The organism is Nonomuraea jabiensis, assembly GCF_014204795.1.
GTDB classification, from domain to species: domain Bacteria; phylum Actinomycetota; class Actinomycetes; order Streptosporangiales; family Streptosporangiaceae; genus Nonomuraea; species Nonomuraea jabiensis.
The window spans coordinates 7,864,732-7,889,944 of the sequence record NZ_JACHMB010000001.1; the positions used below are offsets into that span (position 1 = coordinate 7,864,732).

Annotated in this window: 22 protein-coding genes; 16 read left to right on the forward strand and 6 right to left on the reverse strand. The window is 70.5% G+C overall.

Annotated features, from left to right (window positions below):
- Genes HD596_RS35945 through HD596_RS35980 form a run of 8 tightly spaced genes read left to right on the forward strand, consistent with a single transcriptional unit; the run spans position 1 to position 7,388 of the window.
- Complete coding sequence (locus tag HD596_RS35945; protein ID WP_185073951.1) at positions 1–936, forward strand: ABC transporter permease; 936 nt, start codon at positions 1–3, stop codon at positions 934–936.
- The gene (locus tag HD596_RS35950) at positions 933–1,871 is read left to right on the forward strand and encodes an ABC transporter permease (RefSeq protein ID WP_221519668.1); all 939 of its coding nucleotides are present in this window, start codon (positions 933–935) and stop codon (positions 1,869–1,871) included. The genes HD596_RS35945 and HD596_RS35950 overlap by 4 nt, the downstream gene beginning before the upstream one ends.
- 7 nt (positions 1,872–1,878) lie before the next feature.
- The gene (locus tag HD596_RS35955) at positions 1,879–2,775 is read left to right on the forward strand and encodes an ABC transporter ATP-binding protein (RefSeq protein WP_185073952.1); all 897 of its coding nucleotides are present in this window, start codon (positions 1,879–1,881) and stop codon (positions 2,773–2,775) included.
- Positions 2,772–3,635 (forward strand): ATP-binding cassette domain-containing protein, encoded by an 864-nt coding sequence (locus HD596_RS35960; RefSeq protein ID WP_185073953.1) that lies wholly within the window; start codon positions 2,772–2,774, stop codon positions 3,633–3,635. Before HD596_RS35955 ends, HD596_RS35960 begins: the two co-directional genes overlap by 4 nt.
- On the forward strand, positions 3,632–4,621 hold the full coding sequence (locus tag HD596_RS35965) for an aldo/keto reductase (RefSeq protein WP_185073954.1): 990 nt from the start codon (positions 3,632–3,634) through the stop codon (positions 4,619–4,621). Before HD596_RS35960 ends, HD596_RS35965 begins: the two co-directional genes overlap by 4 nt.
- A 28-nt stretch (positions 4,622–4,649) precedes the next feature.
- Entirely contained in the window at positions 4,650–5,432 is a 783-nt protein-coding gene (locus HD596_RS35970) for an HpcH/HpaI aldolase family protein (protein ID WP_185073955.1), read from the forward strand.
- A complete protein-coding gene (locus HD596_RS35975) occupies positions 5,429–6,661 on the forward strand; it encodes a sialidase family protein (protein WP_221519669.1) in 1,233 nt (410 codons plus the stop codon). Before HD596_RS35970 ends, HD596_RS35975 begins: the two co-directional genes overlap by 4 nt.
- 7 nt (positions 6,662–6,668) lie before the next feature.
- Positions 6,669–7,388, forward strand: a complete 720-nt coding sequence (locus tag HD596_RS35980; protein ID WP_185078923.1) for an SDR family NAD(P)-dependent oxidoreductase — start codon at positions 6,669–6,671, stop codon at positions 7,386–7,388.
- Between the two features lie 13 nt (positions 7,389–7,401).
- On the opposite strand, the gene HD596_RS35985 is transcribed toward HD596_RS35980, so the two are convergent.
- The 3 genes from HD596_RS35985 to HD596_RS35995 all read right to left on the reverse strand — a co-directional run bounded on the left by HD596_RS35985 (position 7,402) and on the right by HD596_RS35995 (position 10,756).
- Positions 7,402–8,304, reverse strand: a complete 903-nt coding sequence (locus tag HD596_RS35985; protein WP_185073956.1) for a discoidin domain-containing protein — start codon at positions 8,302–8,304, stop codon at positions 7,402–7,404.
- Positions 8,305–8,320: 16 nt separating this feature from the next.
- Positions 8,321–9,877, reverse strand: coding sequence for an alkaline phosphatase D family protein (locus HD596_RS35990; RefSeq protein ID WP_185073957.1), 1,557 nt, complete (start codon positions 9,875–9,877; stop codon positions 8,321–8,323).
- Between the two features lie 93 nt (positions 9,878–9,970).
- Positions 9,971–10,756, reverse strand: coding sequence for a DeoR/GlpR family DNA-binding transcription regulator (locus tag HD596_RS35995; protein ID WP_313045673.1), 786 nt, complete (start codon positions 10,754–10,756; stop codon positions 9,971–9,973).
- A 172-nt stretch (positions 10,757–10,928) separates the two neighbouring features.
- Here HD596_RS35995 and HD596_RS36000 point away from each other — a divergent pair, with 172 nt between their 5' ends.
- The 5 genes from HD596_RS36000 to HD596_RS36020 all read left to right on the forward strand — a co-directional run bounded on the left by HD596_RS36000 (position 10,929) and on the right by HD596_RS36020 (position 18,504).
- Positions 10,929–12,233, forward strand: a complete 1,305-nt coding sequence (locus HD596_RS36000; protein ID WP_185073958.1) for an extracellular solute-binding protein — start codon at positions 10,929–10,931, stop codon at positions 12,231–12,233.
- Positions 12,230–13,141 carry a carbohydrate ABC transporter permease gene (locus tag HD596_RS36005; RefSeq protein WP_185073959.1) on the forward strand — a complete coding sequence of 304 codons (912 nt, stop codon included), beginning with the start codon at positions 12,230–12,232 and terminating at the stop codon, positions 13,139–13,141. The genes HD596_RS36000 and HD596_RS36005 overlap by 4 nt, the downstream gene beginning before the upstream one ends.
- Positions 13,138–13,950 (forward strand): ABC transporter permease subunit, encoded by an 813-nt coding sequence (locus tag HD596_RS36010; RefSeq protein ID WP_313045676.1) that lies wholly within the window; start codon positions 13,138–13,140, stop codon positions 13,948–13,950. Before HD596_RS36005 ends, HD596_RS36010 begins: the two co-directional genes overlap by 4 nt.
- The gene (locus tag HD596_RS36015; protein WP_185073960.1) at positions 13,947–17,321 is read left to right on the forward strand and encodes a hypothetical protein; all 3,375 of its coding nucleotides are present in this window, start codon (positions 13,947–13,949) and stop codon (positions 17,319–17,321) included. The genes HD596_RS36010 and HD596_RS36015 overlap by 4 nt, the downstream gene beginning before the upstream one ends.
- A gap of 217 nt (positions 17,322–17,538) precedes the next feature.
- Complete coding sequence (locus tag HD596_RS36020) at positions 17,539–18,504, forward strand: hypothetical protein (protein ID WP_185073961.1); 966 nt, start codon at positions 17,539–17,541, stop codon at positions 18,502–18,504.
- Positions 18,505–18,707: 203 nt separating this feature from the next.
- Here HD596_RS36020 and HD596_RS36025 read toward each other — a convergent pair whose 3' ends face one another.
- Positions 18,708–19,721: a quinone oxidoreductase family protein gene (locus HD596_RS36025; RefSeq protein WP_185073962.1), complete on the reverse strand. Its 1,014-nt coding sequence runs from the start codon at positions 19,719–19,721 to the stop codon at positions 18,708–18,710.
- Positions 19,722–19,801: 80 nt separating this feature from the next.
- Between HD596_RS36025 and HD596_RS36030 the strand changes: the two genes are divergently transcribed.
- Complete coding sequence (locus tag HD596_RS36030; RefSeq protein WP_185073963.1) at positions 19,802–20,398, forward strand: CGNR zinc finger domain-containing protein; 597 nt, start codon at positions 19,802–19,804, stop codon at positions 20,396–20,398.
- 1,001 nt (positions 20,399–21,399) lie between these two features.
- Positions 21,400–22,449 carry a hypothetical protein gene (locus HD596_RS36035; protein WP_185073964.1) on the forward strand — a complete coding sequence of 350 codons (1,050 nt, stop codon included), beginning with the start codon at positions 21,400–21,402 and terminating at the stop codon, positions 22,447–22,449.
- Between the two features lie 558 nt (positions 22,450–23,007).
- On the opposite strand, the gene HD596_RS36040 is transcribed toward HD596_RS36035, so the two are convergent.
- Entirely contained in the window at positions 23,008–23,229 is a 222-nt protein-coding gene (locus tag HD596_RS36040) for a putative antibiotic biosynthesis monooxygenase (RefSeq protein WP_185073965.1), read from the reverse strand.
- Positions 23,226–23,792, reverse strand: coding sequence for an RBBP9/YdeN family alpha/beta hydrolase (locus tag HD596_RS36045; RefSeq protein ID WP_185073966.1), 567 nt, complete (start codon positions 23,790–23,792; stop codon positions 23,226–23,228). The genes HD596_RS36040 and HD596_RS36045 overlap by 4 nt, the downstream gene beginning before the upstream one ends.
- A gap of 62 nt (positions 23,793–23,854) precedes the next feature.
- Between HD596_RS36045 and HD596_RS36050 the strand changes: the two genes are divergently transcribed.
- A complete protein-coding gene (locus HD596_RS36050) occupies positions 23,855–24,502 on the forward strand; it encodes a TetR/AcrR family transcriptional regulator (protein ID WP_221519670.1) in 648 nt (215 codons plus the stop codon).
- The last annotated feature ends 711 nt before the right edge of the window (positions 24,503–25,213 follow it).

The window sequence follows — 25,213 nt, forward strand, 5'->3', positions numbered from 1 at the left end:
GTGGTCCGATATGTCGCCCAACGCGTCGGGCAGAGCCTGCTGGCGATCTTCCTGACCGTCTCCACAGTCTTCGTCCTCGTACGGCTGGCGCCAGGCGATCCGGCCGCCGCCTACGCCAGCCCCCTGGCCACCACGGCGGAGCTCGAACGCATCCGCGTCCAGTTCGGCCTGGACAAACCGCTGATCCAGCAGTACGGAATCTTCGTCCGTGACCTGTTCAGCGGCAACCTGGGCACGTCCTTCTCCTTCCAGGCCCCCGCCCTGGACGTCGTCCTCAGCCGCATGCCGTACACCGTCATGCTCGCGGTCTCCTCCATCCTGTTCGCCGCGGTCGTGGCCATCCCGCTCGGCGTCTGGATGGCGCGGCACGCCGACACCGCCCGCGAGCTGGGGGCCAACGTGGCCATGATCGCCGGCCAGTCCATGCCGGAGTTCTGGAGCGGCATCATGCTGCTGACCATCTTCGCGGTGCTCGTCCCCGTGCTCCCGGCCTCAGGTTTCACCAGCTGGGCCGGCCTGGTGCTGCCGACCGTGACGGTCGGCATCCTGCAGATCGCGCTGATCTCCCGCCTGGTGCGCCGGGAGGTGGGGGCCGGCTTCGCGGCTCCCTACCTGACGATCGCCCGCTCCCGCGGCATCTCCGAGCGCGGCCTGACCTGGCGCTACGCCATGGGCAACTCGGCCGTCCCGGTGGTGACCGCGCTCGGCACCCGGTTCGCCGCCATGCTCAACGGCGTCGTGGTGGTCGAGGTCGTCTTCGCCTGGCCCGGTGTCGGATCGCTCGTCGTGCGCGCGCTGGAAACCAGGGACTACCCGCTGATCCAGGCGACCGTCCTGGTCACGGCCATCCTGACCGTGGCCGTCCAACTCCTCATCGATCTCATCTACCCGCTGCTCGACCCGCGGGTACGACTCGGGAAGGCGGTGGCCTCATGACCGCCATGGAGGCCGGCCCCGCCGACGGCTTCAGGGGCCGGGACGTCCCGGAGGAACCCTCAGCGCGGCCCAGCGCGGTGACCGCCCGGGATCTCGCGCGATCCGCGGCGGTCCGCCGCCGCAAGGGCGCGCGGCTGAAGCTGTGGGTCGGCTCGGTGTGCGTGGCCCTGGTCGTCGTGCCCGTCGTCCTGGCCAACGTGCTGCCGATCCCCGGGCCGGACGAGCAGAGTCTCGGCCTGCGCCGCCTGCCGCCGCTCACCGGCGGGCACCTGTTCGGAACCGACCAGCTCGGCAGGGACCTTCTCTCCCGGGTCCTGCACGGCGGCCAGGTCTCGCTCACCGTCGGGGTGCTGGCCATCCTCGTGTCCGGCGTCATCGGCCTCATCGCCGGCGCCGCGGCCGGATACTTCGGAGGCTGGGTCGACACCCTGAGCTCCCGCCTGCTGGAAGCGCAGCTCTCGCTGCCTCTGCTGCTGATGCTGCTGCTCGTCGTGGCGCTCTTCGGCCCCTCCATCCCGGTCATCACCTTCGTGATCGCGATCGCGCAGTGGCCGGAGGTGGCTCGCCTGACCCGTTCCCTCGTGCTCGTCGAGCGGGAGAAACCCTATGTGGCCGCGGCCCGGGTGCTCGGCCTGCGCCGCGTCACCATCCTGCTCCGGCACGTGCTGCCCAACGTCGTCAAGCAGGCCACGCTCGTGATCCTGCTGCTGCTGGCCCAGGCCGTGCTGCTGGAGAGCGCGCTGAGCTACCTGGGCGCCGGCCCGCAGCGCCCGTTCGCCACCTGGGGCCGCATCATCTCCGACGGCCAGGACTACATCACGACGTCGTGGTGGCTGGTCACGCTGCCCGGACTGGTCATCGTGCTGCTCGTCGTCGGTGTCAACCTGCTCGGAGACGGGCTGAGGGACCGCGTCCGCAGACGGAAAGGAAGGTGAGCCGAGCATGACAGCCGAGTTCGACGAGGCCGACCGTCCCCTGCTGGAGGTCGAGGACCTGCAGATCGAGCTGATCACCGAAGCCGGTGTCGTCCGCGCGGTCGACGGCGTGAGCTTCCTCATCCGCCAGGGCGAGACCGTGACGATCATCGGTGAGTCCGGATCCGGCAAGTCCACCACGGCCATGGGCATCCTGCGGCTGCTGCCGCCGGAGCTGGCGGTCCTGTCCGGCAGAGCGCGCTTCCAGGGAGCCGACGTCATCGCCGACCCGCGCGCGGCGCGCAAGGTGCGCGGGCGTACCGTCTCCCTCATCCCGCAGGATCCGATGACGGCGCTCAGCCCCGTCCACACCATCGGGCAGCAGCTCCGTGAGGCCGTGCGGCTGCCGCACCGTGGCCTGTCCAAGTCGGAGACCACCGCGCGATGCGTCGACCTGCTGGCCCGGATGCACATCCCCGATCCGGAGTCCCAGCTGCGCAAGTATCCGCATCAGCTGTCAGGCGGCATGCTGCAGCGCGTGCTCATCGCGCTCGCGCTGGCCGGGTCGCCCGTCCTGCTCGTCGCCGACGAACCGACCTCCGCCCTGGACGTCACCGTCCAGGCGGGCATCCTCGACCTGCTGCTCGAAGTGCAGGAGAACACCGGCATCGGCATTCTCATGATCACTCACGACATCGGCGTGGCCCGGCTCGTCTCCGACCGCATCCATGTCATGAAGGACGGGCGGTTCGTCGAGTCCGGCGAGGCCGAACAGATCGTCAACGCGCCCGGCGACCCGTACACCAGGAAGTTGCTGACGGCGGTCCCGCGGCTCGGCCCGTGGGACGAGGACGGCGAGTCGCAGGAAGCGCACCCCGACGACGGGTCGCCCGCCGACCCGGTGGCACTGGGAGAATCCCGATGACCGATGACGCGTTCCTCGAGGTCGACGGCCTCGTCGTGGACTATCCCGTCGCCCACGGCACGTTCCGCGCGGTCGACGACGTCAGCTTCACCGTCCGGAAGGGCGGCACCCTGGCCATCGTGGGGGAGTCGGGCTGCGGCAAGTCCACGATCGCCCGGTCGATCGTACGGCTGGTCAAGCCCACCGCGGGCCGCATCGTGGTGGGCGGCACCGACATCGCGGGGCTGAGTGAGAAACAGCTGCGCCCGATGCGCACCCGGGTGCAGATGATCTTCCAGGACCCGTACGGATCGCTCGACCCGCACCTGTCGGCGGCGGAGATCGTCGCGGAACCGCTGCGCGTGCGCGGAATGCGCGACAGGCGCGCGCGGGCCAAGGAGGCGGCCAGGCTCATCGACCAGGTGGGCCTGCCCGCCACGGCCCTCGAGCGCCGCCCGCCGGAGTTCTCCGGCGGCCAGCGGCAGCGCATCGGCATCGCCAGGGCCCTGGCTTCCCAACCCGACCTGCTGGTCTGCGACGAGGCGACGAGCGCGCTGGACGTGTCCGTCCAGGCGCAGGTCCTCGCCCTGCTCATGAAGATCCAGGCCGAGACCGGCCTCACCTACGTCGTGATCTCCCACAACCTGGGTGTGGTCAGGGAGATCAGCGAGGACATCATCGTCATGAGCAAGGGGCGCCTGGTCGAGTCCGGCCCGACCCGGAAGGTGCTGGCCGCGCCCGCCCACCCCTACACCCGCGCCCTCCGCAGGGCCGCGCTGGACCCGTCCGCCATCCGCGGGCGCAAGCCGCGCGAGCTGGTGCGGGCCCCGTCCACCAAGCAGTCCCCCGGGACACCCGTTCAGCGAGGAACCGACCGATGACAACCTCCGTACCGGCAGCGACCTCGATTGGGGCGCGCGTCGGGCTGTCCCGGCTGGTGCTGGGCACCATGACGTTCGGCGACACGGCCGACGCGAACGAGGCCGCGCGCATGCTGGACGCGGCGCTCGACGCCGGCATCACCGGGGTGGACACCGCGAACGTCTACGCGGGCGGCGCGACCGAGTCCATCCTGGGACCGCTGCTGGCCACCCGGCGCGACCGGGTCGTCCTGGCCACCAAGGCCGGCATGCCCCACCCGGACGCGGGCGATCACGCGCCGCTGTCCGCCAAGGCGTTGCGGGCGAGCCTGGAAGGCAGCCTGCGCCGCCTGCGGGTCGACCACGTCGACCTGTTCTACCTGCACCAGCCCGACCGCCGCACGCCGCCGGCCGAGACGCTCGGCGCCATCGCCGAGTTCGTCGCCGAGGGCAAGATCGGCGCGCTCGGCGTCTCCAACTACGCGGCCTGGCAGATCGCCGAGCTCAACCACACCGCCGACGCCGTCGGCGCGCCCCGGCCGGTCGTCGCCCAGCAGCTCTACAACCTCCTGGCCCGCCGGGTGGAGGAGGAGTACCTGGAGTTCGCGCAGAGCACCGGCCTGACGACCATGGTCTACAACCCGCTCGGCGGGGGCCTGCTCACCGGGCGGCACACCTTCGAGCAGGACCCGTCCGCCGGCCGCTTCGGCGACTCCAAGCTCGCCCCCATGTACCGGCAGCGGTACTGGAACCCGGCGCTGTTCGAGGCCGTCACCGCCCTCGGCGAAATAGCCGCGCAGGCGGGCGTCTCCCTCGTCGAGCTGTCGCTGCGGTGGCTGCTTCACCGCGACGGCGTGGGGGCCCTCCTGCTCGGCGGTTCCAAGGTCGAACACCTGCGCGCGAACCTCGCGACCGCCGCGGCGGGGCCGCTTCCCGAGGACGTCGTGGCAGCCTGCGACCGCGTGGGCGCGGCGCTGCGCGGCCCCATGCCCGCCTACAACCGATGAGAGCCGACCACCGAGGAGAAGGCCAGCCGTGAGCATCACCGACTTCACCGCCAGGATCCGCGCCCGGCAACCGGCACTGGGCTACTGGTCCGTGCTCGATTCGCCCGTGTCCACCGAGCGCATCGCGCGCCTCGGTTACGACTACGTGTGCCTGGACGCCCAGCACGGACTGCTCGGCTACTCGGGGCTGCTGAGCGGCCTGACCGCGATCGACGCGGGCGGCGTGTCCGCGGGCCTGGTCAGGGTCGAGGCGAACAGCCCCGCCCCCATCGGCCGGGCCCTCGACGCGGGCGCCGCGGGCGTCATCGTGCCGCTCATCGACACCGCCGACGACGCCGCGGCGGCCGTCTCGGCGACCCGCTACCCGCCGGCGGGGCGCCGCTCGTACGGCCCGATGCGCTCGGCGCTCCGCATCGGACCGCGCCCGGCGGACAGCGACGCCACCGTGCTGGCCCTCGCCATGATCGAGACGGCGCAGGGGCTGGCGAACATCGAGGCGATCGTCGCCACCCCCGGCCTGGACGGCGTCTACGTCGGCCCGTCCGACCTGTGCCTGGCCCTGGGCGGCGCCTTCCCCGGCGACCCCGCGATCGCCTCCCAGTTCGAGGACGCGCTGGTCACGGTGCGCGAAGCCGCCAGGTCCGCCGGCATCGCCGCCGGCATCCACACCCCGGACGGCGGGACGGCCGCCAAGCGCCTGGCCGAGGGGTACACCTTCGCCACCATCGCCTCCGACCTCGTCCACCTCGAACAGGTCGCCAAGTCCCACCTGACCGACGCCCGAGCCCAGTCCCGCCAAGGAGAGCAGTGAGCCAGTCCCCGACCTCCGTCCCCGATGACCTGCCCATGGACGGCCTGATCCGGGTGCGCGACGACGATCCGGACCGCCACGAGGCGTACCTGATCGCGCCGGCCGTGCAGAACCACGCGGCCAACCTCATGTCGCTGCGCGACGGTGATCTCGGCTGCGTGTGGTTCGGCGGCACGCAGGAAGGCGTCTCGGACATCTCCATCTGGTTCTCCCGGCTGCAGAAGGGCGCCGACACCTGGTCCACGCCCGCGCGCCTGTCCGACGACATGACGCGTTCCGAGCAGAACCCGGTCCTGTTCCCCACGCCCGCCGGGGAGCTGTGGCTGCTGTACACCGCCCAGCACGCCGGCAACCAGGACACCGCCGAAGTCCGCCGTCGCATCTCGCGAGACGACGGCCAGACCTGGGGACCCGTGCACACCCTGTTCCCCGCCACGAGCCGCGGCGGCGTCTTCGTCCGGCAGCCCGTGCTCGTGCTGCCCTCCGGCCGGTGGCTCCTGCCCGTCTTCAACTGCGTCACCACGCCGGGCCGGCGCTGGGTCGGCGACCGCGACACCAGCTCCCTCATGATCTCCGACGACGAGGGACGGACCTGGCGCGAACAGCTCGTCCCCGAGAGCACCGGCTGCGTCCACATGAACGTCCACCTCCTGGCCGACGGCACGCTGCTCGCGCTGTTCCGCAGCCGCTGGGCGGATTCGATCTACGCGAGCCGGTCGGCGGACGAGGGCGTGACCTGGAGCGCGCCCGCCGCCACCGAGCTGCCCAACAACAACTCCTCCATCCAGTACGTCACGCTGCGCGACGGCCGGCTCGCGCTGGTGTTCAACGCCAGCAGCGCGGCCGACGCCACCGAGCGGAGAGTCTCCCTGTACGACGAGGTCGATGACGACGGCCTCGCCGAGACCCCGGCGAGTCCTGCCGAGCAGGAGCCGGCACCCGCCGGGAGCGACGAGCGGACCGCGTTCTGGGGCGCCCCGCGCGCGCCCATGACGCTCGCGCTGTCCGACGACGGAGGGCGCACCTGGCCGATCCGCCGCGACCTGGAGGTGGGCGACGGCTACTGCCTGACCAACAACTCCCGCGACGGTCTCAACCGGGAGTTCTCCTACCCGTCCATCCAGGAAACCGCCGACGGTGACCTGCACATCGCCTTCACCTACCACCGCCGCGTCATCAAGTACGTACGGGTACGACCCGAGTGGGCCGCCCATGCCGCGGGCAGCTGACGCGCCGATGGACACCACGCCGGACCGCCGCACCGGGCAGGAGCCGCGGCACGCGGTGGTGACCGGGGCCAGCTCCGGCATCGGCCAGGCCATCGCCGCGCGCCTGCTCCGCGAGGGCTGGAAAGTCACCGGGATGAGCCGTACCCGCCCTCCGGAGCACCCCCAGGACAGCCCGGCCTTCTCGTGGATCCAGGCCGACCTGACCGACCTCGACCTCCTGGCCGATGCATCCGCCGTGGTAGGGGAAGTCGACGCCGTCGTCCACGCGGCGGGCCTGCAGCGCTCCGCACCGCTCGGACGCCTCTCGGCTCCGGACGGCGCCCTCATGTGGCGCGTCCACGTCGAGGCCGCGACCGTTCTGGTGAACGCCCTGGCCGGCGCGATCCGCCCGGGTGGCCGCGTCGTGCTGATCGGAAGCCGCACGATGGCGGGCGCGGCGGGCAAGAGCCAGTACGCGGCGACCAAGGCCGCGCTCGTGGGCCTGTCCCGTTCCTGGGCCATGGAACTGGCGCCGCGTGGCATCACCGTCAACGTGGTCGCCCCCGGCCCGACGGACACCCCCATGCTGCGGGATCCCGGGCGTGCCGCCACGCCGCCACGGGTCCCGCCGCTGGGCCGGTTCGTCAGGCCCGAGGAGGTCGCGGGACTGGCCGCCTTCCTCCTCGGGCCGGAAGGAGGCGCGGTCACCGGCCAGCACCTGGTGATGTGCGGCGGCGCCTCCCTGTGAGCCACGGCTCCGGCTAGCGGACCTCCACCTCTATGATGCGGGTGTAGTCGTTGGCGCCGTTCGAGGCCAGGGCGACGATGCGGACCGCGTCCGCCGTGACCGGGGCGAAGTCCGAGCGGACGCTGCCCGCGGTGTTGCCGCGGACCTGCGCGACCGTCTGCCACTGGCCGTTCAGCCCCGCCTGCACGTCCCAGTCGCGCAGCCCGACGCTCGAGGCCGGGTAGCGCTCGGTGTTCAGGGTGTACAGGTCGACGCGGGAGATCTGCTTGGCGCCGCCCAGCGCGATCGACACCGTGTCCGGCCAGGCCCTGGACGTGGCGTCGTTCCAGCCGTTGCCCCCGGCCCAGCCGTTCGAGCCGGAGTCGCCGTCGGCGATGCTGCACGGCGGGTAGTTGGCGTTGGTGTGCTGGGAGGAGGCGGTGACGGGGCGGCGCAGGGCGAGATTGCCGCCGTTGTCGAGCTGGTCCAGGGTGACGACCTGGACGGGGACCGACAGGGTGCGGTCCGGCGTCTTCAGGCGCAGCGCGTACTCGCCCTGCGGCGTGGCGGGCGGCACGGCGATCAGCAGCTTCGCGCCGAGCTCGTAGCCGGGTGGCAGGTAGCTGGTCAGCATCGAGCGGGAGGCCGACAGCGGCGCTGTCACCTCGACGGACATGGTCGCGTACGACGGCTTCCTGGCGTCGCTGCGCATGCCGATCTCGAGCTTGGCCGGGCAGGCCGGGTCCACGCCGAGCGGGGCCACGACCCGGTCGGCGCCCGCGATGGGCGTCAGCCTGCCGGTGCCCTTGGAGGCGCCCGACCTGACGGTGAGCGACGGGTTCGACGGGGGTTCGGAGGGGTCCTGCGCGTGGGCGGCGGCCGGGGCGGTCAGGACGACGGCGGCGGTGGCGGCCAGCGCGGCGGTGAGGAGTCGCATGGTCTGTCCTTCCTGGTCAGAGCGCGTGCAGGCCGGGCACGCCGTCGAGGGTCACGAGGCTGGCCCTGGTGGAGACCGGCGCGCCGGGCCGGTCCACGTACGGCACGACCTTGAAGTCCGCCCGCCACTGGCTCCTGGTGACCTCGCAGGAGACGTAGCCGCGCTGGTAGCTGGAGAAGCGGAGATGCGGGTTGACCGCGTCGGTGCCGCCGGGCGGCAGGCCGGTGTTCGGGTTGCCGTTGCCGCCGCTGCTGACGGAGGTGCCGACGAACTCCACGCCGATCGTGCGCGAGGAGGGGTCGTCGAAGTTGGCCTTGAGCTCTCCGGCCAGGTTGTAGTGGATGTCGCCGGTCAGCACGACGGGGTTGCTGACCTGCCGCTCCACCATGCCGTTCAGCACGCGGTCCTTGGCGGCCTTGTAGCCGTCCCAGAGGTCCATGCTGAGCTTCTGCGCGGGCCCGGCGTCGTAGTCGAGCTGGATCATGGCGATCTGCTGGGCCAGCACGTTCCACTTGGCGCGGGACGCGCCCAGGCCGTCGAGCAGCCACTTCTCCTGCTCGGCCCCGAGCATCTGGCGGGCCGGGTCGAGCCGCTCGGCGCAGTCGATCTGCTGCCCGTCGCCGCAGACCTGGTCGTCGCGGTACTGCCGGGTGTCCAGCACGTTGAACTCGGCCAGGTCGCCGAAGGAGAACCTGCGGTAGATCCGGGCGTCGGGCCCCTGCACCGCGGGCACCCGGATGGGCAGGTTCTCCCAGTACGCGCGGAAGGCGTTGGCGCGGATCACCAGGTAGTCCTGCTCGGACACCTCGCCGCCGGGGCCGAAGCGGCCCGCCCAGTTGTCGAGCACCTCGTGGTCGTCCCAGGTGACGATCCACGGCGCCGCCTGGTGCGCGGCCTGCAGGTCGGGGTCGCTCTTGTAGAGGCCGTACTGGACGCGGTAGCGGTCGAGCGTGTCGCACTGCACCCGGAACTGCTCGGGCACCGGCGTGTTGCGGTTCCCGCCCGAGGGCACGATGCCGTACTCGTAGATGTAGTCCCCGAGGTGGAAGACGACGTCGGGACGCTCCTCGGCGAGGTGGCGGTAGGCGGCGTAGTAGCCGTCCTGCCACGACGCGCACGAGGCGAAGGCCAGCCGCAGCGACTCGGGGCTGCTGCGCGGCGCGGGCGCCGTCCTGGTCCGGCCGACCGGGCTGAGCTCGCCGCCGGTGCGGAAGCGGTAGAAGTAGTCGCGGCCGGGGCGCAGCCCCTTCGCGTCCACGTGGACCGAGTGGCCGTACTCGGGGGTGGCCCAGGTGGAGCCGTGCCCCGCGCGCCGGGTGAACGCCTCGTCCTCGGCGATCTCCCACTCGACCTTGATCTTGTTGTACGGCAGGCCGCCCAGCGGTTCGAGCGGCCTGACCGCCAGCCGGGTCCAGAGCATCACCCGGTCGGGCAGGGGATCACCGGAGGCGACGCCGAGCTGGAAAGGGTAGTCGCCCTTCACCGTGGCGGCGGCGGTCCACGGGTCGGCGAGGTCGGTGCTGAACGCCAGGGCTAATGCGCTGAGACCGAGGAACGAACGGCGGGTGTGCATGCTGCTTCCTCAGGTGGGGGTCGAAAGCCCTCACTTTGTAGCAAGCGGGCAAGCTTGTAACAAGAGTTAAGTTACAAATCACAGACCAGAGTGTTACAACTGCGCGACCTCGACCCGCCGATGCCGGTCACGCAGGCGCTGCAGCATCTCGGCGGGCGCGTTGGAGTCGACCACGATGACGTCGAAGTCGTCGAGCGGCGCGACCCGGTGCAGCGCCACCCTGGCCAGCTTCGAGCCGTCCACGGCCAGGATCCGGCGGGTGCCCGAGCCCAGCATCGCCCGCTTGACCAGCACGATCTCCTGCTCCTGGTGGAAGGCGAACTGGTCGGAGACCGCCGAGGTGGAGACCACGACCACGTCCGTGCTGACCGCCTCGACCGCGTCCACGCAGCCGAGCCCGAGGAAGGAGTCGTGGGTGGCGTGGTACTCGCCGCCGAGCGCGATGAGCCGGATGTCGGGGGTGGCCGCGAGCAGCCTGATCGCCTCCAGGAAGTTCGTCAGCACGGTCAGCGGCGCGAGCTCGCCCAGGTGGCGGGCGACGGCCAGGGCCGTGGTGGAGTCGTCGAGCATCACGGAGCTGCCCGGCTCGATGAGCCCGGCCACCACCCTGGCGATCGCGTCCTTCTCCGCGGTGTGCGCCGTGAGCCGGTAGGCGATGTTGCTCTCCCAGACGTTGGAGGCCTGGGCGGTGGCGCCGCCGCGGACCTTGCGCACCATGCCCTGGCGCTCCAGCTCGTCGAGGTCGCGGTGCACGGTCATCACGCTGACGTCGAAGCTCTCCGCGAGCTCCGTCACCGTGGCCGAGCCACGCCGTACGATGTGCTCGGCCATGTCCCGCCACCGGGCGGACTTGCCGGAGGTGTGCTGCCGCGAATTCACCCTGAGCCCTCACCCTCGCCTGGACGGTTGCGGATCCTACTCTTGACACCCTTCTCGGGCGACTCGTACCCTCCCGACATCCCTCATTTTTAACAAAATCCGCTGTTAACTTAACAGCCCCGTCATTAAAACGTTCGTATCGGCCGCCCCGGCGCCGGCGAGGAGACATGACATGACCGATCTGCGTGACGCCCGACTGAGCCGGGTCCAGTTCTTCCGCATGATGGGTGGCCTCGCCGTGGCGGCCGCTGCCACGGCCTGCTCGACCAAGCCCGAGACCACGGCCACCACGGGCGGCGGGTCCGCCGCCGGGGTCGACCTGAAGTTCCTCGGCGTCGCCGACCAGAAGGCGCCGATGGACGCGCTGCTGGCCGCCTACCAGAAGGCGAAGCCGGAGGTGCGGCTCACCGCCTCCTTCGCCCCCACCGACCAGGTGCAGACCTCGGTACGCACCCAGCTCGGCGCGGGCAACGCCCCCGACCTGCACGTGGTCTACCCGGGCAACGGCAGCGCCATGTCCATGACCCAGATCGCCAAGGCCGGGCTGCTGGCCGACCTGTCCGCCCAGGCGTGGACGCAGACGATTCCCACCGGCTTCAAGCCCGCCTTCCAGCTCGACGGCAAGACCTACATCTACTCCGCGGGCTCGTCGGTCATCGGCGCCGTCTACAACAAGAAGGCGTTCGAGAAGGCCGGCGTGGACGCGCCGCCCACCACGTGGACGGAGTTCCTCGGGGTCTGCGACAAGCTGAAGAAGGCCGGCATCACGCCCATCGCGCTGGGCGCGCAGACGCCGTGGGTCACCCAGCTCATCACGTACGCGCTGGTGCCCTCCACCGTCTACGCCAAGGACCCGACGTTCGACGACAAGCAGCTCGCCGGGCAGACCTCCTTCGCCCAGTCGGGCTGGCGCCAGGCCATGGAGATGTACCTGGAGCTGCAGAAGCGCGGCTTCTTCAACGACAAGCCGAACGGCACCACGTTCGAGCAGCAGATCTCCATGGTGGCCACCGGCAAGGCCGGCATGGCGATCCAGGTGTCGGCCGTGCTGCCCGACTTCCGCAAGGCGGCCTCCTCGCCCGACGACCTGTCGATGTTCCCCGTGCCGGGCGCGGACGACGCCAACCAGGTGTGGATCCCCGCCGGCGTGGTCGTCGGCCTCGGCGCCAGCGCCAAGGGCAAGCACGTGGAGGAGGCCAAGGCGTTCATCGACTTCCTCGGCAAGCAGGAGAACATCAACGCCTGGGCCAAGGCCATCGCCGCCATCCCGCTCACCCAGGACTCCTCCTCGACCATCGACCCGGCCGTCCAGTCGTTCCTGCCGTTCACCAAGGACCGCGCCGTGCCGTTCATGGACCAGCGCTGGCCCAACGCCGAGGTGCAGCCGGTGCACTTCGCGGTGATCCAGGAGCTGCTGGCCGGCAAGTCGACCATCGACGAGGCACTGAAGAAGATGGACGAGGCGTACAAGAAGTGACTTCCCTGACTGTCCAGCGGCGCACGGCCGGCACGCGGCGCAGGCGGCGCTTCAGCGCCAACTCGCCGTCCTGGCTGTTCGCCGCGCCCGCCCTCGTCGTCTACGCGCTGGTCGTGCTCTACCCGGCCGCGGCCGGCGTGGTGTACGCCTTCACGGACTGGAGCGGCATCGGCCAGGACATGTCCTTCGTCGGCCTGGCCAACTTCGGCGCGCTCCTGAACGACGAGCAGGCCATGGGCTCGATCGGCAACACGCTGCTGCTCACCGTGGCCATCGTGGCCGTCCAGAACGGCGTCGGCCTGCTGCTGGCCCTGGGCGTCAACGCCAAGCTGAAGAGCCGGGCGCTGCTGCGGGTGATCTTCTTCGCGCCCGTGGTCGTCAGCCCGGTCATGGTGGCGTTCCTGTGGAAGTACGTCTACAACCCCGACCCGTCGGCGGGCCTGAACGGGCTGCTCGGCCTGAGCGTGGACTGGCTGGGCGACCCGTCGGTGGCGCTGTGGTCGATCGCCGGCATGGTCGTGTGGCAGTACGCCGGATACTCCATGGTCATCTTCCTGGCCGGGCTCGAAGGCGTGCCCAAGGAGCTCCACGAGGCGGCCATGATCGACGGGGCGGGCACCTTCCAGCGCTTCCGCTACGTCACCTGGCCGCTGCTGGCCCCCGCGGTGACGATCAACCTCATGCTCTCCACGATCGGCGGGCTCAAGCTCTTCGACCAGATCTTCGCCGCCACCAACGGCGGCCCCGGCTACGCCACGGAGACCCTGTCCACGGTGCTGTACAAGCAGGCGTTCGTCTTCGGCAAGTTCGGCTACAGCACCGCGATCGCGCTGGTGCTGGCCCTGTTCGTGGCGGCCGTCTCCCTCGTCCAGGTCTACTACCTGCGCAACCGGGAGGTGAGCGCGTGAGAAGGACGTTCCTGCTGGAGATCGTGATGATCGCGGCGGCGGTGGCGTTCCTGTTCCCCGTCTACACGCTGATCTCGCTGTCGCTGAAGGACCCGGCGCAGATCTCCCAGACGCCGCTGGCGCTGCCCGACCCGCCCACGCTGGACAACTTCGGCAAGGCGTGGTCGGCCGCCGCGCTCGGCCCGTCGCTGGTCAACAGCACGGTGATCACCGTGGTCAGCCTGGTCCTGCTGATCGCGCTCGGCTCGTTCGCCTCCTACTTCCTGGCCCGCGTGCACAGCAGGCTCGGCTACGGCCTGTACGTCCTCTTCCTGCTGGGCATCGTGCTGCCGTTCCAGCTCGGCATGATCCCGCTCTACGAGCTGGTGACCGACCTGGGGCTGATCGGCACGCACGCCGGGATGATCCTCTTCTACACCGGCATCCAGCTGCCCTTCACGGTCTTCCTCTACACCGGCTTCATCCGCGCGCTGCCCCGCGAGTACGCCAGCGCCGCCCAGATCGACGGCGCCTCCCACCTGACGGCGTTCACCCGGGTGGTCTTCCCCCTGCTGCGGCCCATCACCGGCACCGTGCTGATCCTCAACGCCGTCTTCATCTGGAACGACTTCTTCACCCCGCTGCTCTACCTGGGCGGCTCCGGGTTCGAGACGGTCCCGGTCAGCGTCTTCGCCTTCGTCGGCCAGTACGTCTCCGACCACGGCCTCGTCTTCGCCGGGCTCGTCCTCGGGGCGCTGCCCATCGTGCTGGTCTTCCTGGTGCTGCAGCGCTACGTCATCAAGGGCTTCTCCAGCGGGCTCAAGGGATGACCGTTCTCGACGTGCTCCGCGAGCCGCCACGGGAGTTCTCCCCGGCGGCCATCTGGTGGTGGAGCGGCGAGCCGCTGCGCCGCGACCGGCTGCGCTGGCAGATGGAGCGGCTCGTCGCCGGGGGAGTGCGCAACCTCGTCATCCTCAACCTGGCGCCGTCCGGGCCGCTGTTCGGCTCCGACGCCGACGACCCGCCGTTCCTGTCGGAGGCGTGGTGGGAGCTGCTGGACGGCGTCTGCGCCGACGCCTTCGAGCTGGGCGCGTACCTGTGGTTCTACGACCAGCTCGGCTTCTCCGGCGCCGACCTGCAGGCCCGTCTCGTCCAGGAACGCCCGGAATTCGCCGGGCAGTGGCTGGCCCCCGACGGGACCGTCTCGACGCGCGGCTTCGACTACCTGTCCCGCGAGGCGTGCGCGGTGCTGCTCGACCGGGTGCACGGCGAGTTCGAGCGGCGGGTCGGCCACTGGTTCGGCAAGGTGATCGCCGGGTCGTTCCAGGACGAGCTGCCGACCGTGCCCACCTGGTCGGCGACGTTCGCCGAGGAGTACGCGGCCCGGCGCGGCCGGCCGTTCAGCCTCGACGCGCCCGACTGGCACGCCTACCAGGTGACCCGGGCCGAGCTGGCCGAGGAGGCGTTCTTCCGGCCGCTGGCCGCCTGGCACGAGCGCCACGGCCTGCTCAACGGCTGCGACCAGCAGGACCCGGCCCGCGCCGGGCATCCCGTGGACGGGGTGCGGCTCTACGCCGACTACGCGCGTACCCACCGCTGGTACGGCGCGCCCGGCTCCGACCACCACGGCGACGCGCGCCTGCACTCCTCCCTCGCCCACCTGTACGGCCGGCCGCGCACCTGGATCGAGGCGTTCCACTCCAGCGGCTGGGGCGGCACCCTGGAGGAGACCTTCGACTGGCTGCTGCCCTGGTTGCGCGCCGGTGCCAACCTCTACAACCCGCACGCCGTCTACTACACGACCCGGCGCGGCTGGTGGGAGTGGGCGCCGCCGTCCACCGACTGGCGCCAACCCTACTGGCGGCACCACCGGGTCTTCGCGGACGCGGTGACCCGCCTGTGCGCGGCCCTGTCCCTGGGCCGCCACGCCTGCGACGTCGCGGTGCTCCTGCCCACCGCGACGTCGCAGGCCGGAACCCGGCTGGACGGCGTCGGCGCGCAGGCCGCGCGGGCGCAGGAGGTCTACCGGGAGCTCGTGGGCGACATGGCGTGGTTCGCGACCGTGCCGGGGGCGCTCGACCGGCTCGGCCTCGACGCCGACGTGATCGACGAGGACTCGGTGCGGCGCGCCGACGTGCGCGACGGGCGGCTGGCCGTCTCCACCGAGGCGTACCGGGCCGTCGTGCTGCCCGCCGTGACCGTGCTCGACGAGGACGTGGCCGCGCGGCTGAAAGAGTTCGCGGCCGGCGGCGGGCTGCTGGTCGCCGTCGGGGCCGTCCCCGACGGGCTCCCCGACGGGCTTCCCGTCGTTTTCGCCGAGAGCGCCGAAGGGCTCGGGGCGGCGCTGGCCGGGCTCGAACGGCGGGTAGAGGCGCCGGTGCCGCCGCTGGTGCGCGAGATCGGGGAGACCACGCTGGTGTTCCTGACCGCCGCGTTCCCCATGGCCAGCAGGATCGGCGTGGGGCGGCCCGAGGAGCGCGGCGTCGAGCTGGGCTGGCTGGACGCCGCCATCGACTTCGACCCGTCCCGGTACGCCCGCGAGATGCGGGTGAAGGTGCGCGGCGTCTCCGGGACGCCGCTGCTGGCGAGCCCGTTCGGCGGGGAGCCCCGGGCGCTGCCGTGCACCACGGACGGGGACGACGGGGACGCCGTGGAGGTCGTCGTGCCCTTCGACGACGGGCCCGCCGCGCTGCTGATCTTCGACGGGACCTCCCGGATACCGGAGCCGCGCCCCAGCTTCGGGCACGAGGTGGAGCTGGGCGAGGAGTGGGACGTCGAGCTCGTGCCGACGCTGGACGACACCTGGTCCGACTTCGGCAGCCGCGCCGTCGTCGAGCGCTGGACGCTGCGCACCCCGGATGGGGAGCCGGTGCACGTCACGTTCGAACCCCGGGGCGAGCAGCGGGTGGGCGACGGGCCGTGGACGCCCTCGGTGTGGTCGCCCTCGCGCGGCCTGCGCAAGGACCCGATCCACCGGGAGACCCTCGGCCCCAAGGGGCACGTGCCCGTGGAGTTCCTGGCCTTCGGGACGGTCGGGGTGGGGGAGGAGGCCCGCTTCCGCAGCCTGCTCACCGTGTCCGAGGGCGGCCTGCTGGCGATCGGGGCGGGCGCGGCGAAGACCGCCTGGCTGGACGGCGAGGAGCTGCCGCTGGACGACGCGGGATACGCGGCGGTCTCGCGCGTGCCGCTCGCCCCCGGCACGTACCTCCTGGAGCTGCGGCTCGTCCCCGACGAGGAGCTCGACCTGCGGGCCTACGCCTGCCTGGTCGCCGACCCCCGCGACGCCGTCCTGCCCGAGTGGATCGGCGGGACCATGGAGACCACCGTGCACGCCGGCGCGCCTCCGTACGAGCTGCTGCAGGTGGCCTCGACCGCGTACTGCCGGGTGCTGGTGAACGGGGTGGAAGCGGGCCGGCAGGGCGGGTTCGACCCGTACGAGGAGGCGGACATCCCCCGGGTGCGCCGCTACGACGTCTCCGGCCTGCTCCGGCCGGGCGGCAACACGATCAGCGTGGAGTCGGACGGCTGGGTGCTGGTGGACGGGCTCGCCGTCTCCGGCCCCGGCTGGCAGTCGCGGCCCCGCGTACGGCGGCGCCAGCAGGGCGACCCCGCCGCGCTCCACCTGCGGCCCCGGCCGCATCCGCTGCCCGAGGCGGACTGGCTCGACGGGCGCGCGACCGCGCTGCCCGCCGGGTTCGCGGTCCCGGGCGGACACCTCGGCCCCGGACGCCTCCTGCTGGACCCGCCGCCCGGCGTGACCGGGATCGAGGTGGACGCGACGGGTCCCGTACGGATCCACGGAACGGAGCTGGCGGTCGCCGGGTCGCTGACCGGCCCCGTCCGCTTCACCTGCGGCCCCGGCCGGATGCGGCTCGGCGACTGGGAGGAACGCGGCCTGTCCGGCTACAGCGGCGGCGTCCGCTACCGCACCACGATCACCGCCGCCGCCGGGCCCGGCGCGCTCGACCTCGGCAGGGTGCGCGGCACCGCCGAGGTCACCGTGAACGGCCGGCCCTGCGGGATCCGGGTGTGCTCGCCCTACACCTTCGACGTACGGCTGGACGACGGCGAGAACACCATCGAGATCCTCGTCCTCGGCACCCTCGGCCCGTTCATGGACGAGATCAGCCCCACCCACTTCGTCTTCCCCGGCCAGCGCGCCACCGGCCTGTTCGGCCCCGTCCGCCTGCGCACGCCCTGACAGCGCGCTGCCAGCCTGCTACCAGGGCGGCCGGGGACCGTGAGGTCATGGACATCCGACTCGGAGCGGTACGAGGCAGGAAAGCCGATTCGCCGCCAAGGCAGGACCGGCGTCTGGTACCGTGATCGCGTCAGGTACCGCCGGACGGGCGGGAACGGAGCCGTAAGGTTTGAAAGCCTGTGGAGACCCGGTAAGACCACCTCGGTGGCTCAGGTCAGTGAAGCAGGAAGCCAAGGAGGTGCCGCATCCGTGCGGCACGGGCCGGAATCCTCGGCGTTACACCGGGGAGCACGTCAATGGCAGTGCGAGAACGAGCCCTGTAACTCTTCTGGGCCGGTGGGCCGCCGACTACGTGGCCCACCTCGCCACCTTCCACCAGGCGGTCAAGAGCGCCGACCCGGACGCCGCCGTGGTGCTGGGCGGCTGCCCGCCCGGCGTCTTCTCCGCCTCCGACGAGCCCGACGCCGAGCGGGACTTCTTCCTCCAGGTCATCGAGGAGGGCCGGGACGCCTACGACGTCTTCGACGTCCACCTGTACGGGGACCCGTACCTGATCCCCGGCGCGATCGAGGACGTGCGCGCGGCCGTGGGGGACAAGACGATCGTGGCCGGCGAGTACAACGGGCCGGTGCCGACGCAGTACCCCGAGGCGTTCGAGCAACTGGCGGAGGTGATCGAGGCCGGGGGCATCCAGCCGTGGCACCGCCTGACCGTCGAGGACCTCCGCGAGGGGCGGCTCACCACCGATTCCAGATCCAGGAGACTCATCCCGCGTGCCGCCTTCCGCCGCCTGCGTGGCTCATCCCGACTGGCCTGCTGGCGCTCGCGTGCCGCCTTGGCCCGCGCCTGCTCCTTACGCGCAGCTACCCGCTCGCCGTATTGGGCTCCTAGGGCGACCCGCGCAGCTGCGCCACCCCAGGCACCTTGCCACACAGCGAGCCGCCGGACCACGCCGCGTCCGGCGGCGACTGTCGTCTTCCTCAGGGCAGGCCCGTTGGGGGCGGCAGGGGCCCGCTGTGCCGCTCGGGCGCTTGTTGGGTGTGGTGGGAACCGCCGTTTCACTTTAGGGCGTTCGTCGCGCATGGCGGGAGATCGTCGTTTCGCTCGGGGGCGTTCGTTGAGTACCCCGGGACATCGCCATCAAGCGGCGTCGAGGGCTTGCGGGTCATGTCAGCCAGGGTGAGGCTGGGCCGGCCCGTCGGGGCCCGGGCGGTTGCTTCGACGGAGACGATGACGGTGCCGCGGGAGTCGTCGGCCTCTGCCGGGCGGCGCCGCGCTCGCGATCGTGCCGCGCGGTCGGTTTCAGCCCTTTTTCGACGTCCAGCTTGGCCCGCGCGATGAGGGCGGGCGCTCTGCCCTCGCCCTCATCGATGGAGCAGCGGCTTGTCAGCCGGGCAGCCCATGTCCATCGCTGGTGCTGAGCATGACTTTCCCGCGGTTGGCGCGGGACTCCAAGCGTCGGTGCGCTCCCGCTGCGTCCTGCAGGGCGAAGACGGAATCCACTGGTACGCGCAGATCGCCGTCGGCCACCTTCGCGATCAGCTGCTCGAGGTCGGCACGCGGGTCGTATCCGAGCTCAACGAGGTTGGCGGACTGGTAGCCGTGGATGCTCACGTTCTTCGGATAAAAGTCGCGTGTGTCGATCACACTCGGCGCCAGGGCGACGTTGGCCAAGGCCACGACCCGGCCGCCCGGCGCGGCGGCTTTGAGGCTCAGCGGGAAGACGTCGCCGCCGACCGTGTCGAGCACCACCTCGGCCCCGCGTCCGCCTGTCAAGGCTTTGACGTGCTGGAGGAGGTCGTCGCCGGACAACTGCCGGGAGTCGAGCACCTCGTGCGCGCCGAGTCCGGCCACCCACGCGGTCTTCTCCTCGGTGCCGGCCGCCGCGATCACCCGCGCCCCCGCCGCCGCGGCGATCTGCACCGCCGCGCTCCCCACGCCGCTGGCCGCCGCGTGGATCAGCACCGTTTGACCGGGTTGGATCTGTCCAAGGGTGGTGAGGCAGTACCAGGCTGTCAGCCATGCGACCGGCAGCGCCGCTGCGTGGAACGGATCAACGCCGTCCGGCAGCGCCAGCACCTGCTCGGTCGGGACCACAGCCTGCTCGGCGTAGAAACCTGGTGCGTTGGGCTCCCCCATCATCAGCACCTTCTGCCCGACGTGGAAGCCGTGCGTGTGGTCGCCCAAGGTGCTGATCGTTCCGGCCGCCTCCAGGCCAAGGATCACGGGCGGCGGGTCGGCCCGGTGGTAACGGCCCGATCGGAGGAGCGCGTCAGCCCGGTTCACCCCCACGGCTTCGATCTGGACCAGTACCTGGCCGGGGCCGGGTGACGGATCGGGCACCTCGACGACGTTGAGGACTTCCGGACCTCCGAATGCCTCCACCACTACAGCGCGCATGACCCTCTTCTGTGACACCACTTGAACAGGTGTCAGCCTGCAACACTGGTTCAACTGGTGTCAACTGGTAGGGTGCAGCCATGAACCCGCGAACGTCCCAGGCCGAGCCGCTCGCCGCCTTCGTCTTCGTCGGCGGCCGACCATGTCTGGACCTGGTGGACACGCTCGGCAAGCGCGGCACGCTCGACATCGAGCGCCTGCCCGCACCCGAGCACCTCGGCAGGTGGCTGCGCGAGGTCGGTCTCGCCAACGAGCCGCCGCCGGTCTCCAAGGACGAGCTGGACCACGCCCGCGAACTGCGCGAGGCCGTTTACCGGCTGGTGCGCTGTGTGCTCGACGGGGCGCGACCGGACCAGCACGCGCTGGCGGTGATCAACCGGGTGGCGGCCGTCGCCGATCTTGCGCCGCAGTTGGAGGCCGCCACCGCTTCAGACACGAACCCCCTCACCGCGCGATGGCCGACCCCCACGCCGGTCGACGCGGCGCTGTCCACCCTCGCGCGGGACGGGATCGACCTGCTCAGCGGGCCTCTTGCCGCGAGAGTGAAAGAGTGCGAGAGCCCTGACTGCACGCTGGTGTTCCTCGACGACTCCCAAGCGCGCCGCCGTCGTTGGTGTTCGATGGACCGCTGCGGCAACCTTGCCAAGATCGCCAAGTACCGCTCGCGCGGGCGCTAGTCCGGCGGTACCGCGCAGCGCCCGGGCGGCCACCACCCGCACAAGCCGGGCACGCTCGGCGGAAATCGCGGGCCGCCGAACTTCGACCAGGAGCGCTATCGCGAGGGCAACACCGTGGAACGGTGCGTGAACAAGCTGAGGGCCTATCGTGCGGTCGCGCTGCGCACCGACAAGCGCGAGATCGTCCACCAGGGCACCATCGACGTCGCCTCGATCAGAACCTGGCTCAAAGACCCTGTTCAATGATCCATAAGACACGCCCTAACTCTTCCATCAACAGGGCCAGGTCACATGATCCTCATCGCCTTGTCCGGGCTGCCCGTCCTGCGAACGTGCTGCAAAAACCTGTCGAACAGGTCAGCCATCCCCGGCCTCCTTTGTGTGAGCCTTGGGCACGGCGGCTCACGCCTCCGAGATCACCATTTGAAGGGACGACACCGGCGCGGATCCCGAGCAGCTACCAGACCTGCGGCTGAGGATCATCGCCGGAACCGAAACGTCCGGATCTGGCTATCGCCGGCGTCCACCACCCGCACGCTGTCATCCCAGGCAGAACAAGGCGCGGCGAACCTGCGGTGCACCCTCCTCGATCTGCTCGGTGCCTCGGTCGAGCCGCTCGGCCAGCGCCTACATGCCCAACGACATTCCCATGCTCAGCAAGGCCGGACTGCCCGCGGCCGTCGCTAACGCTCACCCGAGGTCAAGGCAGCCGCCCGGATCCTGCTTCCCAGCAACGACGACGGCGTAGCCTCCCTGATCCACGCCATCCTGCTCCAGGGAACTCGCGGTCAAGCCCTTGAAGGAATCTGCTGACTGATTCCTATTTGCCCGCAAAGTACTTTTATTCCCCAAGTTCTAGAATCAGTATATTTATGGCATTGTTTAGCTCGCATTCCCTTGCGGGAGATATCGGTACAAGGTAAGAGTTCGCGCATATTGCGGGGGATTTTATGCGATCATTGTCTCGACTGACTTGCTGTCTGGGGAGCATTGCGCTGGCAGTGACGCCGATACCGGCACAAGCCCAGAGCACGGTGTTCGTGCCCTGCGTCGGCGCCAACGGCGGATCGGCCGGCCTGGCGCAGGCGATCATCACCGTGCAGGGCGGCGTCACGGGAACCGACTCGGGCCTTATCGAGCTGGACGAGGGATGCACCTACAGCTTCACCGATCCCTTCACCCCCGGAGGGACGAACGCGCTTCCCACCATTACCGGAAAAATAGTAATCCACGGCAAAAAGGCGACCATCAGCCGCGATGCCAACGCCTCCACCACCTTCAGGATCGCCGAGGTAGGCGAGAACGCCTCTCTCACCCTGATCGGGGTGACCATCAGAGGCGGTGCCGCTTTCATCGATGGTGTCACCCTCGTCGGCGGAGGCATCATCAACCGCGGCACGCTGTCCCTGAAGTTCAGCAGGATCACCCACAACAGTGCCCAGTCGGAAGGCGGTGGCATCTTCGGCGACCGGCGATCCCTGACGTTGCTCTACCGCAGCGCGGTCACCGACAACAGTGTCGGCTTCAGCCGCCCGTCTGCCACCGCACGCGGCCTGACCGCACTCCGGGGCGAGGGCGAGGCAGCCTCGGGCGGCGGCATCCTCGTTCTCGGCACCCTGAAAGCCATAGACAGCGTCTTCTCCGGCAATTCGGCCCTGACCTTCGGCGGCGCCATCCGAAACGACGGAGTCGCCAGCCTGACCGACAGCACGGTCACGAACAACCAGGCACGCTCCAGCGGCGGGGGCGTCTCCAACGCGGGGACCATGGAGATCAAGAAAGGCAAGATCATACGCAACCGGGCGACCTCGTCCGGCGGCGGTTTCGCCGACTCCACCACCTCTCAAACGCGGATCATCGATAGTCTCATCACCAGGAACATCGCCGGTGAAAGGGGTGGCGGCATCTTCTCCGTAAGGGGGGACATCAGCCTTCTGCGCACCAGCGTCATCAAGAACACCCCCAACGAATGCGTGGCCCCCACCCCGATTCCTGGATGCCGGACGGTCCTGTTCCCGCCTCGTCCCGGAAACCCGCCGGCATCCCGCTGAGACCCGGCATCCCGCTCGGCGGCCATCACCTCCCCCTCCTCCCAGGGCACCCGCGGGCGAGTGCGGGTGAGGGCTAACGTCGCCCAGGAGAGCGCTCATGAGCGACGATGTACGCGTCACGATCGAAGCGATCCCCTGTGCGGGCTTGACCGTGCAGCAGCTTCGCCAGGCGGTCGCTGAGCACCCCGACGCGCCGGCTGCGCTCGAGGCCGCCGACCCTGACCCGGCTCACCGTGGCCTTCGCGCCCGGCCTCGACCACGACCTCGGCGAGAACGCCGGTTCCAGGCAGGCCGGTAGTGCGGCGTCAAGGAGAGCGGCGAGCACCAGGTCGGCTACCGCCTCATCGACGTCCGCCAGCTGGCACCAGCCAGCGGCGTCCAGCCCGTTGCCGTGCCATCTCCACGGAAGCCAGAAGGCACGCTCGAAGTGACGGGAACTCTGCAAGACACGGGGGGCTTTGCCGGGCGCGGACCCGAGAAAACTTCAACCAAGGGCCTGGCGTTCGCCTGAGTGTGGCGGAGGTGGCCGCCGCCACACGGGCCGCTGGAGGGTCCGGCTCAGCGGGTGAGCCAGCGGCCGAACAGCTTGGTCAGCGGCGGCATGGCCACCCAGGTCATGAGGGCTGTGACGACAGGGAGGACAAGCGCGAGCCTGACTGGCGGCGCGAGTGGGGCGAGCACCGGCTCGGCCACAGCCGTGATCGCCAGCAGCAGCACGTAGATGGAGACGAGCGTGAGCAGCCATGTCTTCCATCGACGCGGAGTGACCTGCCGGCTCACGCGAGCAGTTCGCTGACCAGCGCGACGGCTTCGTGCAGCTCGGCGCGCTCCTGCAGGCGGCTGAAGTGCAGGCCTTCCGGGGTCACCAGGGCGGTCGAACGGAGGTTGGCGGCGAACAGCCGCACGTGGCCGAGCGGGTCGGGCGTGAGCACCGGGTCGTCGGCGGCCACCAGGACCCTGATCCGCGCGGCGGCCCGGCGGATGTGCGCCCAGTCGAACCCTCCTTCGAAGAAACCGGCCAACACGTCGTAGCCGACCTCGTGGGCCGGGGTCGCAACCAGCAGCGCCCCGGCGTAGGCGCCATCGATCTCGGGGTCATGCTGCTCCATCAGGCGCAGAACGTTCACGCCGCCGATGCTGTGCCCGACGAGCACCGTGTCGGCGGGGTCGTCCACTTCGGCGGCCAGGGTCTTCAGCCAGGCGGCAGGCTGCGGCGTCTCGGGGTCGGGCAGCTGCGGGATGCGGACCTCATGGCCACGGCCGGCCAGCTCGGCACCTAAGTGGGGATACCAGGCGTGCTCGGGCCCGCTGGCGTACTCATGGGAGACAACGATACGGCTCATGCTTCGCCCCAATTCAATCGCTACGTTGCGTTTCGATTGGAAAGTAACTTACGATCAACACCGTGTCAATCGATGAGGGCGCACCGAGACGGGGCGGCCGGACCCGCAGCCCGCAAGCGCACCAGGCGGTCCTCGACGCCGCGGCGGAACTCCTCGAGGAGATCGGCTATCAGGCTCTGACCATCGAGAAGATCGCCGAACGCTCCAGGGTGGCCAAGAGCACCATCTACCGGTGGTGGCGTTCCCGGGCCGACTTGGTGATGGAGGCCTACACCCAGCGGGTCGCCGAGCGCGTGCCCGACCCCGACGCCGGGGGACTCGAGGATGACCTGACCGCGTTCCTCGGCCGGCTGTACGGCATTGCCGGATATCCGTTGCGGGCCAGGGCATTGCAGGGGCTGATGGCTGAGGCGCAGCTGGATCCCGAGTTCGCCAGACCCTTCCGCGAGTGGGTCGAGAGCCGGCGGGCGGTCGTGCTGGCGATGCTCGAACGGGCTCGCGAGCGTGGGGAGGTCGAACCGGGCGCGGATCTCGAGCACATGACCGACCTGGTCTTCGGTCCCTTCTGGTACCGGCTACTGGTCGGGCACGCCCCCCTCGACCCGGCGGAGGCTCGGGCCCATGCGGCGCGGTTGCTCGACGGGGTCAGGCCGGGTGGTGGACAAAGTGACGGGAGTAAAGGCGACAAGGGACGGCCCCACACACCATGATGATCGCACCGATGGCTGGCCGCTCGCCGATCTGATCAACCAGCTCTCGCACCAGGAAACCGATCCCGACCGGCAGCTGACGGCCTGGGAAGCACCCGAAACGCTGGGGTTTGTGACCGCCGACGGCTTGCGTTCGTAGTCCCGGACGTTCCACCTCGCACGCCAAACCCATCTGGGGCAGAACACCGCAACACGCCGACCCACATCTCCTCCACGCTGGGCACATGCCTGGACGCAACCGTGCTCCCCGCCTTTCCGCTTGGACCGCCAGACGACTCGCCGCCCGCCGTCGGCCGCGCCGGCGCCTGAGCCGGAAGCTCACATCCGTCCAGCTCTGGGCAGCTGCCGCGGGCATCGTGGGCAGCCTCACGTCCGTCCCGGCACTTCTCATCTCCATGAAAGCTCTGGAGATCAGTGAGAGGCGGCGCGCAGACGCCTTGAAGATCAGCGCGGCAACAGGCAGATGCCCAGCGCGCCAAGGCGGAGGCGGACCTGACCAACGAGGCCGCGTTCGCCCAGCGCATCACCATCGATCCGGACTAGGGACACGAAACCGCCACCGCTCCTGGCGAGTCGATGCTGTCGCATGGCGGGACGATCAGTCGGAATTCAACACGCAATCAACCAGCTTCGGTCCACTCAAGAGCCGTGACCTCCGATGCCCTTGATCACCTGACCTTGAGGATCGTGTCCCGGCCTCGCGACGCACGG